The organism is Archangium sp. Cb G35 (assembly GCF_001896145.1).
In the GTDB taxonomy this organism is placed as follows: Bacteria; Myxococcota; Myxococcia; order Myxococcales; family Myxococcaceae; genus Archangium; species Archangium violaceum.
In genome coordinates, this window is the sequence record NZ_MPOI01000014.1 from 392,028 (window position 1) to 408,849 (window position 16,822).

At 70.1% G+C, this 16,822-nt stretch carries 16 protein-coding genes; 6 read left to right on the forward strand and 10 right to left on the reverse strand.

What is annotated here, in order from left to right; all coding sequences use genetic code 11:
• Positions 1-8 precede the first annotated feature (8 nt).
• Positions 9-1,799: a hypothetical protein gene (locus BO221_RS38485; protein WP_143195927.1), complete on the reverse strand. Its 1,791-nt coding sequence runs from the start codon at positions 1,797-1,799 to the stop codon at positions 9-11.
• Positions 1,800-2,072: 273 nt separating this feature from the next.
• Between BO221_RS38485 and map the strand changes: the two genes are divergently transcribed.
• The gene (gene map, locus BO221_RS38490) at positions 2,073-3,071 is read left to right on the forward strand and encodes a type I methionyl aminopeptidase (RefSeq protein WP_073565839.1); all 999 of its coding nucleotides are present in this window, start codon (positions 2,073-2,075) and stop codon (positions 3,069-3,071) included.
• On the opposite strand, the gene BO221_RS38495 is transcribed toward map, so the two are convergent.
• On the reverse strand, positions 3,058-4,197 hold the full coding sequence (locus tag BO221_RS38495) for an EamA family transporter (RefSeq protein ID WP_158079987.1): 1,140 nt from the start codon (positions 4,195-4,197) through the stop codon (positions 3,058-3,060). The genes map and BO221_RS38495 overlap by 14 nt on opposite strands.
• Positions 4,198-4,393: 196 nt before the next feature.
• On the opposite strand from BO221_RS38495, the gene BO221_RS38505 reads away from it, so the two are divergent.
• The gene (locus BO221_RS38505; RefSeq protein WP_073565840.1) at positions 4,394-5,806 is read left to right on the forward strand and encodes a PLP-dependent aminotransferase family protein; all 1,413 of its coding nucleotides are present in this window, start codon (positions 4,394-4,396) and stop codon (positions 5,804-5,806) included.
• Here BO221_RS38505 and BO221_RS38510 read toward each other — a convergent pair.
• From BO221_RS38510 to BO221_RS38520, 3 genes are all read right to left on the reverse strand, one after another.
• Complete coding sequence (locus BO221_RS38510) at positions 5,747-6,856, reverse strand: MBL fold metallo-hydrolase (RefSeq protein ID WP_073565841.1); 1,110 nt, start codon at positions 6,854-6,856, stop codon at positions 5,747-5,749. The two genes, BO221_RS38505 and BO221_RS38510, sit on opposite strands and share 60 nt — an antisense overlap.
• 91 nt (positions 6,857-6,947) lie before the next feature.
• A complete protein-coding gene (locus BO221_RS38515) occupies positions 6,948-7,406 on the reverse strand; it encodes an Imm26 family immunity protein (protein ID WP_073565842.1) in 459 nt (152 codons plus the stop codon).
• A 64-nt stretch (positions 7,407-7,470) separates the two neighbouring features.
• Positions 7,471-8,103: an energy transducer TonB gene (locus BO221_RS38520; protein ID WP_073565843.1), complete on the reverse strand. Its 633-nt coding sequence runs from the start codon at positions 8,101-8,103 to the stop codon at positions 7,471-7,473.
• A 127-nt stretch (positions 8,104-8,230) separates the two neighbouring features.
• Between BO221_RS38520 and BO221_RS38525 the strand changes: the two genes are divergently transcribed.
• Positions 8,231-8,692 (forward strand): hypothetical protein, encoded by a 462-nt coding sequence (locus BO221_RS38525; protein WP_073565844.1) that lies wholly within the window; start codon positions 8,231-8,233, stop codon positions 8,690-8,692.
• Between the two features lie 24 nt (positions 8,693-8,716).
• On the opposite strand, the gene BO221_RS38530 is transcribed toward BO221_RS38525, so the two are convergent.
• Positions 8,717-10,432 carry a hypothetical protein gene (locus BO221_RS38530; RefSeq protein WP_073565951.1) on the reverse strand — a complete coding sequence of 572 codons (1,716 nt, stop codon included), beginning with the start codon at positions 10,430-10,432 and terminating at the stop codon, positions 8,717-8,719.
• Positions 10,433-10,566: 134 nt separating this feature from the next.
• Here BO221_RS38530 and BO221_RS38535 point away from each other — a divergent pair, with 134 nt between their 5' ends.
• Positions 10,567-11,148, forward strand: coding sequence for an acyl-CoA thioesterase (locus tag BO221_RS38535; protein WP_369865934.1), 582 nt, complete (start codon positions 10,567-10,569; stop codon positions 11,146-11,148).
• 4 nt (positions 11,149-11,152) lie between these two features.
• Here BO221_RS38535 and BO221_RS53065 read toward each other — a convergent pair whose 3' ends face one another.
• The 3 genes from BO221_RS53065 to BO221_RS38550 all read right to left on the reverse strand — a co-directional run bounded on the left by BO221_RS53065 (position 11,153) and on the right by BO221_RS38550 (position 13,435).
• Positions 11,153-11,353 carry a hypothetical protein gene (locus tag BO221_RS53065; protein WP_083682058.1) on the reverse strand — a complete coding sequence of 67 codons (201 nt, stop codon included), beginning with the start codon at positions 11,351-11,353 and terminating at the stop codon, positions 11,153-11,155.
• Between the two features lie 731 nt (positions 11,354-12,084).
• Positions 12,085-12,351: a hypothetical protein gene (locus tag BO221_RS38545; protein ID WP_073565846.1), complete on the reverse strand. Its 267-nt coding sequence runs from the start codon at positions 12,349-12,351 to the stop codon at positions 12,085-12,087.
• A 37-nt stretch (positions 12,352-12,388) separates the two neighbouring features.
• Positions 12,389-13,435, reverse strand: a complete 1,047-nt coding sequence (locus tag BO221_RS38550) for a hypothetical protein (RefSeq protein WP_073565847.1) — start codon at positions 13,433-13,435, stop codon at positions 12,389-12,391.
• Between the two features lie 108 nt (positions 13,436-13,543).
• Between BO221_RS38550 and BO221_RS38555 the strand changes: the two genes are divergently transcribed.
• Both BO221_RS38555 and BO221_RS38560 read left to right on the forward strand, forming a co-directional pair.
• On the forward strand, positions 13,544-13,951 hold the full coding sequence (locus BO221_RS38555) for a DUF962 domain-containing protein (protein ID WP_043410590.1): 408 nt from the start codon (positions 13,544-13,546) through the stop codon (positions 13,949-13,951).
• 69 nt (positions 13,952-14,020) lie between these two features.
• Entirely contained in the window at positions 14,021-15,643 is a 1,623-nt protein-coding gene (locus BO221_RS38560; RefSeq protein WP_073565848.1) for a Sapep family Mn(2+)-dependent dipeptidase, read from the forward strand.
• Between the two features lie 18 nt (positions 15,644-15,661).
• On the opposite strand, the gene BO221_RS38565 is transcribed toward BO221_RS38560, so the two are convergent.
• Positions 15,662-16,690, reverse strand: a complete 1,029-nt coding sequence (locus BO221_RS38565; RefSeq protein ID WP_073565849.1) for an Rpn family recombination-promoting nuclease/putative transposase — start codon at positions 16,688-16,690, stop codon at positions 15,662-15,664.
• Positions 16,691-16,822: the final 132 nt, after the last annotated feature.

The following is a 16,822-nucleotide window of genomic DNA, read 5'->3' on the forward strand; positions in this document are numbered from 1 at the left end:
TCCTCCGCTCACGGGGCGCCCGCGAACACCTCCGACGCGGCTTGATGGAGGCCCAGGGACCGTGTGTAGCCATGCATGGGGGCCATGCCGGGGCGCGGGTCGCAGTCCGAGGCGTGGAACTCCACCTTCCCCTCCTGGAGTTTCCCCGAAGGACAGGACCACTCGAGGGTGGCCTTGAAGCTCGTGGTGGACCCACAGCCGGACGACGTCTCCTGACGGACCGCCGCCTCGAGCAACTTCCGGACGATGCTCTCTCCTTGTGCGCGGGAGAGCTTCCTTTTCACCTGCTCGCGCTCGTTCCGCTGTCTCTCGGTGTACTCCACCGCGAGCTCGGCTTCGTCCGGAGACAGCTTCACGGAGAGCAGATCCGCGATGTGATGGAAACAACCCGTCTCCTCGATGCGGACCTTCATCGACGCGGACGGCGTGGTGAGCACACAATCGAAGGGCGTCTCTGGAGCTGCGTCACGGCCCGAGGCCACCGCGAAGTCGTAGACGTCCATGGGACTCGTGCTCGGTGACCAGGCGCGCCCGAAGTTCTCCGAGCGCAGCAGGGTCCCGTTGCCGAGCTCGGCCAGGACCGTGTCTTCCTTCAGGAGGGCGAGCGCGCGCAGGGGTGTCTGGGGAACGCTGCCCACCCGGAACCAGCTCCGGCCTTCATCCCGGGAGGCGAGGAGCTGATCGCCCACCCACCCCATCCATGTTCCGGAGTCCTTCCGTGCGATGCCTTCGAGCGGGGTGAGGACATCCGAGCCCTGGCTGACGGGCGGGCCCGCGCGCACGAACTGGCCCGAGACATGGAGGGACACCCCCACGTCGTCCAGGGCCACGACGGTGTGCTCACCCACCGTGGCCGCGTCGCCGCCCTCTCCGAGGAAGGGAACCCACTGCTCGACCGGAACGCCATCACCCGCGGGGCCCACGGTGATGATGCGCCGGCCATCCGGAGCGCGCGCGGAGACCAGGGGCGCATCCTTCTCACCGGTGGCTCCAGGTCTGGAGTGCCAGCTCTTCCCACCGTCGGTGGTGAGAAAGCGCTCGCCAGACGTCTGGACCCAGGCGGTCTGGGCCGTGAGGCGGACCACGCGGCTCGGGCCCTGCTGGGGCGCCGGGACGGGTTGGCGGTGCGGTGACGGCTCGGGTGCGGACAGGCGCTGCCAGCTCGTTCCTCCGTCCTCCGTGGCCCAGACGGACCCATTCCTTCCCAGGGCCCAACCGCTCTCCGGGGAGAGGAAGGACATGTCCATGCAGTGGTTCCCGTCATCGAACGGCGAGCCCTTCAGCTCGTGCCAGCGGGCCCCGGCGTCGTCACTGCGGAAGATGCGCCCGGTCGAGACACAGAGCCATGCCCGCTGGCCCGCGCGTTCCAGATCGTATGCCCAGAAGAGGCCGCCCTCGAGCGGGATGGACTTCCAGGAGCGTCCCGCATCCGTGGTTCGTAGCACCCGTGCGCCGATGTCACCGGTGGCGACGCCCACCTCGGGCGTGAACCAGACGAGGCGGTTGAGGGTGTTGTCCGCGCGGACGAGGAGGGGTTGCTGCAGGGCCCAGCCCGCCTTCGCGTCCAACCGCCACGAGCGGCCGGCATCCGCGCTGCGCAACACCCGGGCGGAGGAGCCGCTGCCTTTCGCGACGAGCCACACGTCCTCGTCCGTCCGGTTGGACACGAGCTGCGGATGAAAGAGGAACTCGCGGACGCCCAGATCCACCGAGGGCAGCGGCGGTGAGTCCTGGGCCGGGGCGGAAAGGGCCAGCAGTAGCGTGGCGAGCACGGCGGGCATCCACGAGACAGGTCGCATGGCGGGACACTCCTGCCTCGAGCGTCGCAGAGCGTGGCCGTGTGTGCCAGGGCCTCGGGTGCTGTCCGTGCTGCCGCCATGCCGGGGGCCGGGGCCGTGCCGTCAGGGCACCGAGGATGGGGTTCCTGCTCTAGGAGGAGGGACGGGGTGGAGCCTCGCACGGTGGGCGCCAGGGGGGACGACCTGCCGCGGTGTGTCCTGGCTGGCGGACCCACGAGGCAGGCAGCCGAGAAGGCGTGCGCGGTGCGGCCCCAGCGGCTATAGGTCGAGGGTATGAACGACGTTTCCACTGTGCGGGCCGCACCCGCGGTATTGCCCAAACCGAACGACCCGTGCTGGTGCGGTAGTGGCAGCAAGTACAAGAAGTGCCACCGGGGCGCGGATACCGTGGAAGCGCGCAAGCGGGGGCCCGAAGCCCCCTCGCGGGGCATCCGGCCGGGCGTCATCAGCCCCATGCGCACCGTCCCCCCCAGCATCCCCCGTCCGGACTACGCCGTGTCGGGGCGGCCCGCTCGCATCTTCCCTCCCTCCGAGGTGAAGAGCCCGGATGTCATCACCCGCATGCGCCGCGCCTGCAAGGCCGCCGCCGAGGTCATGGCCGCCACGGCCGCCCATATCCGCCCCGGCATCACCACCGACGAGCTCGATGCCATCGCCCACGAAGAGTACGTGCGCCGCGGCGGCTACCCCAGCCCGCTCAACTACCACGGCTTCCCCAAGTCCATCTGCACCTCGGTCAACGAGGTCATCTGCCACGGCATCCCCGACAACCGGGCGCTCGAGGACGGTGACATCGTCAACCTCGACATCACCATCTACCTGGATGGCGTGCACGGCGACACCAATGCCACCTTCGCCGTGGGCACGATCGACCCGGAGAACGAGCGCCTCATCCGCGTCACGCGCGAGTGCCTCATGGCCGGCATCGAGGCGGTGAAGCCCGGCCTGCCCATCAACGTCATCGGCAAGGCCATCGAGGCGCACGCCACGCAGAACGGCATGGGCGTGGTGCGCGCCTACTGCGGCCACGGCATCGGCGAGCGCTTCCACACCTCGCTCCAGATTCCGCACCACTTCGATCCCCAGGCAACGACGATCATGGAGCCGGGGATGACGTTCACCATCGAGCCGATGATCACGCTCGGCCACTGGCAGCACCGGGTGTGGGACGATGGCTGGACGGCGGTGACGGCGGACGGCAAGCGCACCGCTCAGTTCGAGCACACCCTGCTGGTGACGGACCAGGGCGCGGAAATCCTCACCGTGGCGTGACGCGCACGCGGCTGCGCACGCCCGTGAAGACGCACAGCAGCACCAGCGCGGCCGCGCCCAGGGTGCCGTGCCCCACCGGCTCGCCGAGCAGCAGCGCGCACCACCCCAGGGTGAGCAGCGGCTGGGCGAGCTGGAGCTGGCTGACGCGCGCCACGCCCCCGAGCGCCAGTCCCCGGTACCAGGCGAAGAAGCCGAGGAACATGCTCACCGCCGAGACGTAGCCCATGCCGAGCCACGCGCGCGGGCTGGCGGAGAGCATCTCGGGGCCCACGGAGAGCGCCACCACGGGCGTGAGGAAGGGCGCGGCGAACACCAGGGCCCAGCAGATGACACGCCAGCTGCCCAGCTCACGGGCGAGGACCGCACCCTCGGCATAGCCCACCGCGGCCGCGGCCACGGCCAGCAGCATGAGCGCATCCCCCCCGGTGGGCAGCCCCGCGCCCTGGGCCAGTGCGAACCCCAGCACGCAGCCGAGCCCCGCCAGCGCCGACAGCCAGAAGCTCCACGAGGGACGCTCGCGCGCGCGGAAGACGGCGGCCACGGCGGTGGCCGCGGGCAACAGTCCCACCAGCACCGCGCTGTGCGAGGCGGGCATGTGGCGCAGCGCCAGCGCGGACAGGATGGGGAATCCCACCACCACCCCTCCGGCCACCCGGGCGAGGCCCATCCAATGACGGCGCTCGGGAAGCCGCTCGCGGCGCACGGCCAGCAGCAGCCCCGCGAGCACCGCCGCCACCAGCGCCCGGCCCAGGCCCACCACCGTGCTGCCCAGCTCCGGCACGGCCACCCGGGTGGCGGGCAGTGTGAGGCTGAAGGCCACCACGCCGAGCGCGCCCAGCAGCAGCCCCTCGAGCGTGCGCGAGGACTCGGAGCGCGGCGTGGGCGCGAGGCACAGGCGCGCGGGGTCCAACGCCTGCACCACCACCCGGCCGCGTCCCTCCACCTGAAGCGCGTCTCCGGCCTTCAGCACGTGGTCCTCGCCATCTCCCTCCCGGGTGAGCCACACCGTCCCCTCGCGGCACGAGAGCATCAGCCCTCCCACGCGGGGCAGGTACGTCCACAGCGCGCCCTGGGCGAGCGTCAGGCTCGCGGGCTCTCCACCGGCGACGAGCGGTCTCGAGGTCATCTCTCCGCCTCCTCTGGTGTGCTCAACATGGGCCTTTCGTGGCGAGCGGAACAGATTCAGCGGCGCGCGTTTGTTACCGGTACAGTTGCCAGGGGTTGAACTGTGCTGGTCCTCGCGGGGGCCAGCTGTATCTGGGTTTGGAGGCGCCACCCCGTTAAGGGAGGCGGTGGCCCCGGTGTCTGGAGTGGAGGGCGCGATGAAACTGTACGAGCAGGTGGCCGAGCGGCTCGGCGAGGCCATCTCCGTGGGCACGCTGCGGGCGGGAGACCGGTTGCCTTCGGTGCGCCAGCTCAGCGCGAGCGAGCGGGTGAGCGTGTCCACGGTGCTGCAGGCGTATGTGCACCTGGAGTCGCGGGGACTCATCGAGACGCGGCCCCAGTCCGGACACTACGTGCGCCGGCGCCAGCGTCCCCTGCTCGCCGAGCCCCAGGTGTCCCAGCCGGCGGCTTCGGCTTCGCCGGTGAGCGTGAGCGCGCTGGTGTCCCGGGTGTACCGCGCGGCGGGAGATCCGCGTGTCGTTCCCCTGGGAGCGGCGTTTCCCTCTCCGGAGCTGCTGCCCGCCCGGCGCCTCAACCGCGAGCTGGCCCTGCTGGCCCGCGAGGCCGGGGAGATGGCCATCGAGTACGACATGCCTCCGGGGTGCCTGGTGACGCGGCAGCAGGTGGCGCGCCGCTCGTTGGATTGGGGCTGCCCGCTCGCGCCGGAGGACTTCGTCATCACCTGTGGCGCCTCGGAGGCGGTGTACCTGAGCCTGTCCGCGGTGGCGCGTCCCGGCGACATCGTGGCCATCGAGTCCCCCGCCTACTACGGGACGCTGCAAGCCATTGAGGCGCGGGGGCTGCGCGCGCTGGAGATTCCGAGCCACCCCCGCTACGGCATGGAGTTGGACGCGCTGGAGGCGGCGCTGGCGAAGCGCAAGGTGGCCGCGGTGCTGGTGGTGCCCAGCTTCAGCAACCCGCTGGGCAGCTGCATGCCCGAGGAGAACCGCCAGCGTCTGGTGCGGATGCTCGCCGGTCGTGGCATTCCCCTCATCGAGGACGACATCTACGGGGACCTGCACTTCGGCCCCCAGCGGCCGAGGCCCGCGAAGGCGCATGACACCGAGGGCCTGGTGTTGCTGTGCGGCTCGTTCTCCAAGACGCTGGCGCCGGGCTACCGGGTGGGCTGGGTGGCGCCGGGGCGCTTCCGGGAGAAGGTGGAGCTGCTCAAGTTCTCGCAGACGGTGGGCATGCCCACGCTGCCCCAGCTCGCCATCGCCGCTTTCCTGCGCAGCGGAGGCTATGACAAACACCTGCGCGCGTTGCGGCGGCAGCTCGCGTCCCAGGTGCAGCGGATGGTGGAGGCCGTGGCGGAGCACTTCCCGGAGGGCACGCGCGTGACGCGGCCCGAGGGAGGTTCGCTCGTCTGGGTGGAGCTGCCGCGCAAGGTGGACGCGCTGGTGCTGCACGCGCGGGCGCTGGACGCGGGCATCAGCATCGCGCCCGGTCCCATCTTCTCGGCGCAGAAGCGCTACGGGAACTTCATCCGCCTGAGCTGCGGCTTTCCCTGGTCACCGCGGCTCGAGGGCGCGATGGCCACCCTGGGCAGCCTCGCGCGCAGCCTCGCTTGAGCGGACGGACTGCCACCACGGCTCCACGGTTTCCACCCGGGACGGCTCCACCGGCACGCCTGGCTTCGGCATCACCAGGTGCACCCGTTGTTCCTGTCCCAGCCGCACGAGCGTCTCCGCTGGATCATCCCACGCGTGGATGGCGAGGTTGAACGTGCCCCAGTGCACCGGGAGGAACGCGCCACCGCCGAGCAGCTTCAACGCCTCGAGCGCGTTCTCCGGGCCGAGGTGGATGTCGCCCCACGCAGGGTGGTACGCGCCCACCTCCAGCATGACGAGGTCGAACGGCCCGAGCCGCTGGCGGATCTCCGCGTACTCCTGAGTGAGTCCCGTGTCGCCGCTGAAGAAGACCTTGTGCTTCGGGCTCTCGATGACGAACGACGACCAGAGCGTGCGGTTGCGATCTCCCAGGCCCCGGCCGGAGAAGTGTTGCGAGGGCGCGGCGGTGATGCGCAGCTCGCCGCGGGGGAGCGTGGCGGACTCCCACCAGTCCAGCTCGGTGATGCGCTCGGGTGGAATGCCCCAGGCCTCCAGGTGCGAGCCCACGCCCAGCGACGTGTAGAAGGGCACGTCCGTGCGTGCCAGCTCGAGGATGGTGGGGTAGTCGAGGTGGTCGTAGTGGTCGTGCGAGACGATGACCGCATCCAGCGGGGGCAGCTGCGAGAGCGTCACCGGTACGGGGTGGAAGCGCTTGGGCCCCGCGAAGGCCCAGGGGGACACGCGCTCGCCCCAGACGGGGTCCGTGAGCACGCGCAGCCCGTCCACCTCGAGCAGCACCGTCGAGTGTCCGAGCCAGGTGGCGCGCAGCCCCGTGTCCACCGGCCGGGCCCACGTGGCGAGCGGACTCTCCAGGGGCAGGGGTCCGGGGGGCGTGCGTTGATTGCCGCCGAAGAAGAACTCGCCCATCGTCGAGAACGCGCTGCCCGGCTTGAGCCCGGGGCCTACTCCGGCGGTGTTCTTGAAGAACCCGTCGAGGAAACGGGGCGAGGAGCGCATGCGCTCGAGACGGAGGCCGTGGGCCTTCCCACCGAAGACGGAACCCTTGGGCATGTGGCGGGTTTAACGCGGGGCCCGCCCGTGTGCCATCCCTCCTCACCTTGCCGGAGGGGCGGGCAGGTGCTTCCCAGGCGGGCGGCCCGGGTCACCGCAGACGGACCTTGAGGTGCTCCACATCGGCGTTGGGCCTTCCCTGGAAGGCGTCCAGCAGGCGTCCCTCCACGGAATCCCGTTCCCAGACCGCCGCCCGCTCGAGACCCACACATTCCTGGGGCTCGGCGGCTCGCTCATGCCCTGCTGTGTCGAAGATGGTGCAGCGGCGGAAGTCCCCCCTGTCCTGCATGAATTGGACGACGGGCTCGGTCAGGGGCGCTTCGAGTGCCCTGCGCCCCAGGACTTCCCACTCTTCGAGGGCCAGATGGCGGACAGCGATCCTGAAGAGGATGGGGCTCGATGCGATCCGGTCCAGATCGGAGTCCGGAGCCGTGGTCCTGTAGTCGTAGAAGGCCGCATACGGGGACTCGAGCAGCCTCGCATAGCCGAAGGAGCCATCGGCGAGGGGAATCCTGAGGAAGGTTCCGGTCGTAGGCTTCCGCCTGCGCATCGCTCAATCTCCCGGACCCGGGCGCTCACGATTGGGAACACCCGACGGACATGACGTCCGCCTCTCACCCCGTGGGGATGCGCAGGACGAAGGTGTAATCCACGTCGAGGGGCTTGCCCTGGGCCATGACGGGAGTAACCCGCCAGGTGGACAGGGCCTCGAGCAACTCCTGCTCCATGTAGGGCAGGCCATTGAGCAGCCGGCAGTTGGTCACCCGGCCCTCCCGCGTCACCACGCAGCGCACCAGCGCCGTGCCGCGCACGCGCTCGGCCCGGGCCTCGGGGGTCAACTGCGGCTCCCTGCCGCTCACCCGCTGCGGACGCGTCATCACCGCGGGCTCGAAGGCCACCGGCTCGCCCGCACCGGGCGCCTCGGGCTGGGGCCTCTTCAGCTCGGCCGTCCGGGCCGCCACCGGCGTCCTCGCCTCCGCCTTCGCCTCCGTCTTCACCTCGGCGATCGGCGCGGACCGGGACACCGCGCGCTTCTTGGGCCGCGTGGCCTTGGCCACGGGGGCGGGAGCCGGCTCGGGCTTGGGGGCGGGGGCCGGCGCCGTCTTGGCGATGGGCTCCGGCGCGGGGAGTGCCGAGGTGGTTGCCCGTGAGGCCGTGGCACACCCGGTACCACCCAGGGCGATACATGCGGCCAGCAGGCAGATGAGGGCAGGGCGAGACTGCACGGAGAGGAACAAGCCAGTCATGCGGGAATTTTACACCAAAACAGGCCGGTGTGCTGCGAGATCAATCAGATGTTCCCGGAAATCCCGTGGAGCCACTGTATGGGATTCAGGGGCCAGGTGGGTGTTATTGGAAGAGAGGAGGTGGACCATGCCGCTGCGACGAGACATCCCCCTGTTCCAACTCGCGACCGAGGATGGGCACGAGCGCGGGACGCGCAAGGCCTGGCAACGGCGGGAGATGGTGGTGGCGTTGCTGCACGCCAATTGTGAGGACTGCCAGCGATTGCACGCGGAGCTGGAGGCGCTGGCGCCCGGATGGCACGAGGAGGAGGTGGAGGCCTTCACGGTGATGATGCCCGGCCAGCCCGGAGAGCCAGTGCTGCCAGGAGCACTGAAGGACGAGCAGGGCACGGTGACGTGGAAGCTCTCCGAGTGCTTCGGGCGCGTGCCCGGGACGGCGGTGGTGGCGGTGGCCAGCCGCTTCGGCGAGCTGTACGGGGTGGTGGAGGTGCACGGCCAGCCCACGGCGCGGGTGCTCGCCGAGGCGCTGGAGTGGTTGGATCTGGCGCAGCGCCAGTGCGGCGAGTGCTCCGCCCCCTTGTGGGATTGAGCGGGGATGGAGCGGGGCGGATGGCTAGGAGCGCGGGCTCCGGGGTGTCACGCGGATGGGCGGCTCGATGAGCTCGGGCGGGGTGGCCCTGGGGTCATCCGGCTCATAGGCGGGCGCGTAGGGGCCGGCGTGCGTCTCCTTCCACTGGCGAGGCACGCGCCTCAAGCCCACGGGGAAGACGGTGAGCTGTCCGTCCTTGTCGATGCGCAGCCGGAGGAAGTTCTTGAAGTCGTCGATGGCGAGCGAAATGAAGGCCTCGTTGGAGTGGGCCTTGAAGCCGTTGACGCTCACCATCAGGTACAGGCCCATGATGAAGGGCCCGACGAGGAAGCCGCCCAGGAAGGTGAAGAAGGCGCCCAGGAAGAACTTGGCCCACACGTGCTTCCACCCGGCGGCGCACAGGGTGGCCCCGGGCACGAGGATGGTGTTGCCGGGAAGGATTTCCTGACAGATGCCCAGGACGCTGGCGGTGAAGTACATGCCGCCCCAGGCCACGAGGAACGCGGCGGTGATGTGCGCCAGGCTGTGCAGTCCGCCGGCCAGCCAGCGCCAGCGTCCGAAGTCCTTGTCCGCGAAGCCCATGAGCCCGCCGATCGTGGCCAGCCCGAGCACCAGGGACCAGGGGCGTGTCACCACCGAGGACGCCACCGCGGAGAGCACCTGGGGGAACTGTGTCAGCCCGTAGCTTCCAATCTCCGTGTACGTGACCAGCGCGAGCAGCAGGTAGAGCGCGCCCGTCATCAACCCGAAGAGCGGGCTGTGGCGGATGAGCATCAGGTTCTGCCGGGCGAGCTTCCGGGAGGTTTTTTCGTCCGGGAAGCTCTTCTTGAGCGTGTACCGGTCGCGCAGCCGCCGCGCCGCCGGAGCGTGGGTGGGGTGGAGGAAGGCGCCGCCGCCGCCCGCGATGATTTTGTGTTTGCCCTCGGGGTCCTCGTGGCGGCGGTAGTGGTGCAGATCTCCAGCGAGGAAGAGGCTGATGCGCCGGCCGAACACCTTCTCCTGGAGGTAGTCGAGGTTGTTCTCCAGGTAGCCGCGCCGCCGTTTGGCGGTGGTGGCCATGACCCAGGCGGGCTCGGCGTTGCAGAGGATGATGCGATCCTCGGGCTTCATGTGCGTGGCGACCTGGCGGAAGTACTCCACCTGGGGCACGTCGATGTCGCTGTCGAGCTGCACGTCGGTGCCGACGAGCCACCAGCCCTGGGGCAGCTTGAGGGCGAAGTAGCTGCGGCTCTGCCGGGTGCGCCGGCCGGCCAGCCAGCGGTTGGCGCAGAACAGCCGCATGAAGGCGGACAGGCCGTCATACCAGTCGTGGTTGCCGGGGATGGCGAACAGGTCCGGGCTGGGCTCCTGGGTGCGGCCCAGGGCCTCCTCGTAGGGCTGCACGAGGCGCTCCTCGTAGGTGTCGCGGCTGGCGCCCGGGTACACCTGGTCGCCGCCGAACACGAGGATGCGTCCACGCTCGATGGCATGGGCCTGGCCGGTGGGGTCCTTCACCTCGAGGGAGGGCAGCGCGAGCAGCCGGGCCACGGCGTAGGTGGGGTTCCACCCGTCACCGGTGTCGGCCACGTAGTCCAGCCAGAAGTCCTCGCCGGGGGACTCCTCCGAGTAGTCGAAGTAGGGCGGCTGGGGACGCACCACGGCCTCGACGAGGCGGTGGTCCGCGCGAGCGCCGAAGACGGCGGCCACCAGCGCGTCCATGCCGGTGCGGATGAGCATGGACGGGTGGAGCCAGCGCACCATGTCCGCGTGCTGCTCGGGCCGGGTGGCGGTACCGGAGTCGTCGGGCTCGCCGGCTTCGTGGAGGGTGACGTCGTGGGAGGGCGCTTCGGGCGTCTCCGCGGGCTGCGGCTTCTTCGCGGTGGCGGGCTCGTGTGGTGTCACTGGAGGCGACGGTCCCCCAGCCCCGGGCCCGGGTCAACTCCCCGGCCCGGGACGTGATGGGGCAGATGGAGGGGGAGCGGGCGAGCGGGCGGAAGATTCCGGTTGCCGGGAGGGCCTGGGCCGTGGTGCATGACGAGGCCATGAACGAGTTTCCCATCACCGTGCGCTTCCCCGTGCAGTGGGGCGAGATGGACGCGTACGGCCACGTGAACAACGCGCGCTACTTCACCTGGTTCGAGGCGGCCCGGATCGCCTACATGGCCCGGGTGGGGCTGGTGAGCGCGGAGATGCAGAAGCCCGAGGGCGGGGTGGGGCCGATCGTCGCCGCGACGAACGCGGAGTACCTGCGCCCCGTCGTCTTCCCGGCGGAGCTGGTGGTGGGAGCGCGGGTGACGCGGCTGGGCAACACCAGCATCACCATGGAGTACGCGGTGGAGGATGCGAACAGTGGGGTGCGGTATGCGCGGGGCGGAGCGGTGCTCGTCACGCTGCGCTACCCCACGTACGAGAAGGTGCCCGTGCCCCCGGAGATTCGCGCCGCCATCGAGGCGCTCGAGGGCCGCATCTTCGAGTAAGGCCCTACGGCGAGGAGTTGGCGGCGGCGCGGGGAGTGGGCACGCACCGCCACGGCTCCTTGTCCGTCTTGCGGTGGCAGGTGAAGCCGGGCTCGCAGGAGGAGGCGTCCTCGGGGGAGCAGGTCTTGTGGCACATGTACTGGTTGCAGACGGTGCCCTCGGGGCAGGGCGGCGCGCCTGCGCCGCAGCCCGAGACACACTGCATCCACACCGCATCCACGGGCCGTGGTGAGGTCTGTAGCAGGCAGAGCTGGTCCTGGGGACAGGGATTCTGCTGGCAATCCTGTCCGTACACCGTGGCACAGATAGAGGCGTGTCTGCCTTTGAGCGGGGGCCTGTCCAGGGCAACGCACCGCTGACCGTCGGGGCAGGTCCGGCCCTCGCAGGTGGGGAGGCAGGAGGGTCCGTCCAATGGCCCCTCCTGACAGAAGAAGCCTTCGGGACAGGACGAAGGCTCCTCCGGTTGGCAGGGGCGGCCACATCGGGACTGGCAGAGCAACTCCTTCTCGCAGGCGTCATCACGGCTGGACGCATGCTCCCAACATGCCTCGCCTTCTTTGCGCATGCCTGTCAGCGAGCAGACGCGGAGGGGTGCTCCACCCGAGGTGGTCTGGGTCCGGCAGACGAAGCCTTCCTGGCATTGCAGGTCCGTCACGCATCGGCTGTCCGTGCAGTAACGGCTCATCGTGTGGGTGCTGAAGAAGCACCGGAGGGGCGACTCGCAGTCCCTATCCGAAACGCACGATTGCCCGTAGGTGAGGAGGGCTCGCCGCTGCTCGTTTGAGAGCATGGGTACAGGAGGCTTGCCTTGGGAGCGTGGCTCTTCCGCTCCCTTTCTTGATGTGGCGACATGGAGCAGCCACGCCAATGGCAGTGCCAGAAGAAGGCCAAGCGCGGAGGCCAGGAGGGCATGCCATCTCATGGAACTCTCCCGTCTCACGGAGTGCCAGATGGAGGCGTGGGGCGACACTCGGGGGGGCAGACTTGCTGTGCCGCGGGATTGTTCTCCCTCTCGTAAAACGTCGCACAGGCATCTTCCCACTCTCGCTTGTCAAGCGCACAGTCCTTCATCGAGTAGTACTCGATCATGTCCCGCTCCAGGGCCTGCTCGATGGTTCCCTCCCTGCTCCAGGCATGGGGGCAGCCCACCGTCGCGATGAGCAGCAGGGGTGACAGCGTCAGCATCGCGACTCGGCTGCTCATGCGAGTTCTCCTGTTCGGTGATGGAGGGGCTCGGCCGCTACCCGCCGCGCTTCGCGTCCGCCGGAGCGTTGGGATGGCGCTGCAGCAACTGGCGCAGCATGGGCTGCCGGCGGACGGCCTCCTGTTTGAGCAGGTGCACGATGAGGGCCGGCGGCGCCGCGCTCCAGCGCGCGATGTTCTGGATGAGCATGGGCGAGCGGTAGGTGCGTCCGCACAGCAGCGCCGCCGTCTTGCCGTCCACCGCCAGCCCCACCAGCGAGGCCAGCACCCGGCCCTCCGTGTTGAGGATCAGCTCCACGCGCTCCTCGGCCGGCGCGGTGTTGAAGCGCGTGCGCATCACCTCGCGCGCGGTGCGGCGGGTGCCCTCGGGCACGTCCCGGTCCATCGCCACCTTGTACTGCTCCATCAGCCGGCGCCCTCCCCACAGGCGGCGGAAGAGGCTCACCGGCAGCTGCGGGTTGCGCACCAGCCAGCGGCGCACCCCGGCGTCCGATGCGAACGACGCCCGGCCACAGAGCGCCTCCAGTCCCACCGGGTTGTGGTGGTGCCTCGCGATGAGCCGTGCGTGCCCCAGCCCCACCCGCGTGTTCTCCAGCACCGACTTGATGACCGCCGGCACCGGGTCGAAGCAGAAGGCGGACAGCTCCGGGTCCTCGGCCGACCGGGCCCGGCTCGCCCGCTGGTCCTCGGGGAGCGGATGCAACTGCCGCTCGAACAGCTGCCGCCAGTTGCCCGCGGCGGCCTCGACCGTGGCGTCCTCGGGCTCCTCCGCTTCCTCCGCGGGCTCCTCCTCCCCGGGCTCCTCGGTCTCGGCCTGGGGCTCCTCGGATGCGGCCCCGCTCCTCGCGGCGGGCGTGGCGGGTGGTGGCGCGGGGGCGGGGGTAGGCGCGGGTAGTACCGCGCCGTGCTCGACGAGGCGGGCCAGGATGGCCTGGACGCGCTCGGGAGGAAAGCCGGTGAGGGCGGGCAGGTGCCGCACGGACGTGAATCCGTCCAGACGCGACAGGAGAAAGCCCTCTTCCGGGGTGAGGGGGAGCTTCGAGACGGCGGCCGAGGGAATGGGCTTGGGCGTCCAGTCGTTCACGATCCGTCTTCCTGAAGTGGGTCAACCCTAGGCCGAATGACACCAGATCGCCAAAGAGACGTGGCAGAGGGTTGACGAATGGGGAGGCTCCGGAAGCACAATCCACCTATGAACGAGCGCATCCCGACCTACGCCGAGTTCTGGCCGTACTATCTGCGTGAGCACTCGCTACCCAGCACGCGCTGGCTGCACTTCCTGGGCACCTCGGTGGCGGTGAGCCTGGCCGTCACCGCGGGGCTGACGGGCAAGGCGAACCTGCTCCCGTTCGCGCTGGTGTCCGGCTACGGCTTCGCGTGGGTGAGCCACTTCACCCTCGAGCGCAATCGCCCGGCGACCTTCAAGTACCCGCTTTGGTCGCTCTTCTCCGACTTCCGCATGGCGGGCCTGATGCTGGTGGGCCGCCTGTCCAAGCACCTCGCGCGTGCCGGCGTCCGGGACGAGGACGACCAGTCCGGGGGTCATTTGCGGCGGGTGCCGGTACCGGTTCCGGTCCGTACCCGCCGCCACGGCCGCTAGAGAGCGGCATCCCCTCTGGGGAACAGGTGCCCGGGACACCTCCCGGGCACTGGTGTACACCGGGGCGCGATGCGTACCCGACTGCTCGCCACCCTGTGCTTCCTGATTCCCTCGCTCGCCCTCGCCGCTGATGCCCGCTGCAAGGGCTCGCCGAAGGCTCGCGCCGCCCGCTTCTCCGCCCAGGCCCTGAAGGGCAAGCAGCCAGCCGAGCGCTACGCCGAGTATGTCCGCGCCTGTTCGCTGGACGCGGTGGTGGAGCTCACGAAGTCCCTCGTCCGCTTCAAGACTGTCGGAAGCGAGCTGCCCGCGGCGAAGAGCCCGGAGTTCGCCGCCATGGGCCGCTTCCTGGAGCAGTGGGCCAAGGCGCGCGGTCTGGGTTTCCGCATCGTGGGGGAGAACGACGTCTTCGAGCTGTCGTGGGGCGAGGGCGAGCCACGGCTGGGGCTCGTCTTCCACGGCGACGTCGTCCCCGCGCCCGCGCACGAGTGGAAGAAGCCTCCCTTCGAGCCCTATGTCGCCCAGGGCCGTCTGTATGGCCGCGGCGTCGAGGATGACAAGGGCCCGCTGGCATCCACCCTGGTGGCGCTCGCGATGGCGAAGGAGCTGGGGCTGAGCCCCACCCAGGGCCGGGTGCTCGTCATCATCGGCAACGGCGAGGAGAGTGACTGGACCGGCATGGCGAAGTACGCGGAGACGCAGAAGCCGCACCCGGCGCACGTCATCTCGGTGGACTCGGACTACCCGGTGGTGGCGGCGCAGGGAGGCTTCGTCGCCTGGACGCTCGAGGCCGAGGTGGGCGCGACGCCCGCGCAACCCACGCCGGGCCAGTTGCGCGCCGTGGACGTCACCGCCGGTGAGTTCCTCACCCAGGTGCCCGGTGCCGCCACGCTGAAGCTGGAGCCCGCGGGCCTGGAGCCGGAGAAGGCGCTCGCCACCGTGCGGGAGGCCGTGGACGCGGTGCGCACGGCGCGTCCCTCGTTGCGGGCCGAGGTGAAGCAGGAGGGCACGCGGCTCGTCCTCACCACCCACGGTAATGCGGTGCACGCCTCGGTGGCGGAGGAGGGGGCCAACGCGCTGTGGGACCTGTCCGCCGTGGCCGCGAAGCTGCCGCTGGAGCCCAATGGCATCCAGACCCTGCTGCGGGTGGTGGCCGAGCGCTTCGACGGAGACCACTGGGGTGAGAAGCTGGGCGTGGCCTACCAGGACGCGCTGATGGGCCGGTTGCTCGTCACGCCCAACGTGCTGCGGGTGAAGGACGGCAAGGTGAGCCTGGCCATCAACATGCGCCGGCCCCAGGGCAAGGACAGCGCGGCCTTCAACGCCTCGCTCGACGAGGCCGCGGCCCGGCTCGAGCGCGACACCGGTGGCCGGGTGAAGGAGGTGAAGGGCGGTGAGGGCGCCCGCTACGTGGGGGCGCCGCATGTGGCGGACACCTCGGGACCGCTCGTCACCACGCTGCTCGACATCTACAAGCGGCACCGCAATGCCCCGGACGCGAAGCCCCTGTCCGTGCGGGGTGGCACCTACGCGCGCCTCTTCCCGCGCGCCGTCGACTTCGGGCCGGCCTTCCCCGGGGACCTCTACATGGGCCACGCTCCGGACGAGTTCATCTCCCTCGAGAACCTCGACGCCACCACCCGCATGGTCGCCGAGGCCCTCCACACCCTGGCCCTTACGCCACCGGCGAAGTGAGCCGGACGCGGAGGTGCGCTACTGCGCCGGCTCGTCCAGTACGTCCGAGAGCGTGCGGGCGTCCAGGGCGCGATCGAACCATCGGTCCAGGAGGGAGATGTCCGTGCAGGAGAGGATGCGTTGCCGGGCCTCGTCGTGAACGTACACACGGCGTGCGGCGAGAATCCGCATCACATCCTCGGCACGTCCTTCAGCACGTCCTTCGGCGCGTCCCTCGACCTTGCCCCGTGCCAACCCCCGTCGCATCCCCCAGTCGATGAGCCTCTCGCCCCAGCTCCGCATCAGCTCCTCCGCGCGTTGCGCATCCACCACCGAATGTAACACCTGCCTCGTCGCCTGTCGGGCCGCGCTGTCCCCGATATAGAGCAGGTAACGGACGAGCATCCGGAGGTTCTCGGCACCATCAGGAGTGGCCCGCAGCTGGGCGAAGAGCACCGTCCAGTCCGGTAGACGGTGGGCCAATTCCGCGGTGCGGCCGTAGCGCAAGGCCAGCCACGTCAGTCGCACCAGCGGGGGACCGGGACACGCCCTCAGCGCTTCTTCCCGCTCGGCACTCAGGTCATCCAGCAGGTACTCGAAGCGCGGTACCATGGCCCGCCAGTGTTCCCGCGCCCCTTCTTCTTCCGGTAGGTCGAAGAGTTCTTCCACCCGGCGTGGCGCCGTCCAGGTCCCATCCGCTCCGTGGTACATGACGAGCGGGATGATGACGGGCAACCGTGTGCTCTCCGGATGCGCCTGCCGCCACGACTCCACCCAGCGCACCACGTAGCGCAGCATGCGCCACGCCATCCACCGGTCCACCGACGACTGGTGCTCGAGCAACACATAGAGCAGCAAGGATTGACCGGTGCGCAGCCGGGCCGAGAAGAGCAGATCCGTCTCCGTCTTGCGCAGCTCCGGGTCCACCACGCTCCCGGACTCCAGCCGCAGCGAGTCCCAGTCCACCTCGGCGGAGACGTGGGAGGGCAGGGCGGCGCGCAGCTCGGCGGCGGCGCGCTCGGGGTGGCCGAAGGTGTAGCGGACGAAGAGGTCATGGGGTCCGGACATGCCAGGGGCGCCCCAAGCACACACCGGGCCATGCGCACCTCCGAGAGAGCCCGCGGCCCACCCGCGTCCGCCCGCGGCGCCTCCCGTCCAGCACGCGCGACGTCATCTCCCCTGCTGCCGGTGTCGCACCCA

Bases quoted from the DNA above. Each gene is read 5' to 3' on its own strand.
- BO221_RS38485 (WP_143195927.1), bottom strand. From the start codon at position 1,799: ATGCGACCTGTCTCGTGGATGCCCGCCGTGCTCGCCACGCTACTGCTG.
- map (WP_073565839.1), top strand. From the start codon at position 2,073: ATGAACGACGTTTCCACTGTGCGGGCCGCACCCGCGGTATTGCCCAAA.
- BO221_RS38495 (WP_158079987.1), bottom strand. From the start codon at position 4,197: ATGACCTCGAGACCGCTCGTCGCCGGTGGAGAGCCCGCGAGCCTGACG.
- BO221_RS38505 (WP_073565840.1), top strand. From the start codon at position 4,394: ATGAAACTGTACGAGCAGGTGGCCGAGCGGCTCGGCGAGGCCATCTCC.
- BO221_RS38510 (WP_073565841.1), bottom strand. From the start codon at position 6,856: ATGCCCAAGGGTTCCGTCTTCGGTGGGAAGGCCCACGGCCTCCGTCTC.
- BO221_RS38515 (WP_073565842.1), bottom strand. From the start codon at position 7,406: ATGCGCAGGCGGAAGCCTACGACCGGAACCTTCCTCAGGATTCCCCTC.
- BO221_RS38520 (WP_073565843.1), bottom strand. From the start codon at position 8,103: ATGACTGGCTTGTTCCTCTCCGTGCAGTCTCGCCCTGCCCTCATCTGC.
- BO221_RS38525 (WP_073565844.1), top strand. From the start codon at position 8,231: ATGCCGCTGCGACGAGACATCCCCCTGTTCCAACTCGCGACCGAGGAT.
- BO221_RS38530 (WP_073565951.1), bottom strand. From the start codon at position 10,432: ATGGTGCGCTGGCTCCACCCGTCCATGCTCATCCGCACCGGCATGGAC.
- BO221_RS53065 (WP_083682058.1), bottom strand. From the start codon at position 11,353: ATGCAGTGTGTCTCGGGCTGCGGCGCAGGCGCGCCGCCCTGCCCCGAG.
- BO221_RS38545 (WP_073565846.1), bottom strand. From the start codon at position 12,351: ATGAGCAGCCGAGTCGCGATGCTGACGCTGTCACCCCTGCTGCTCATC.
- BO221_RS38555 (WP_043410590.1), top strand. From the start codon at position 13,544: ATGAACGAGCGCATCCCGACCTACGCCGAGTTCTGGCCGTACTATCTG.
- BO221_RS38560 (WP_073565848.1), top strand. From the start codon at position 14,021: ATGCGTACCCGACTGCTCGCCACCCTGTGCTTCCTGATTCCCTCGCTC.
- BO221_RS38565 (WP_073565849.1), bottom strand. From the start codon at position 16,690: ATGTCCGGACCCCATGACCTCTTCGTCCGCTACACCTTCGGCCACCCC.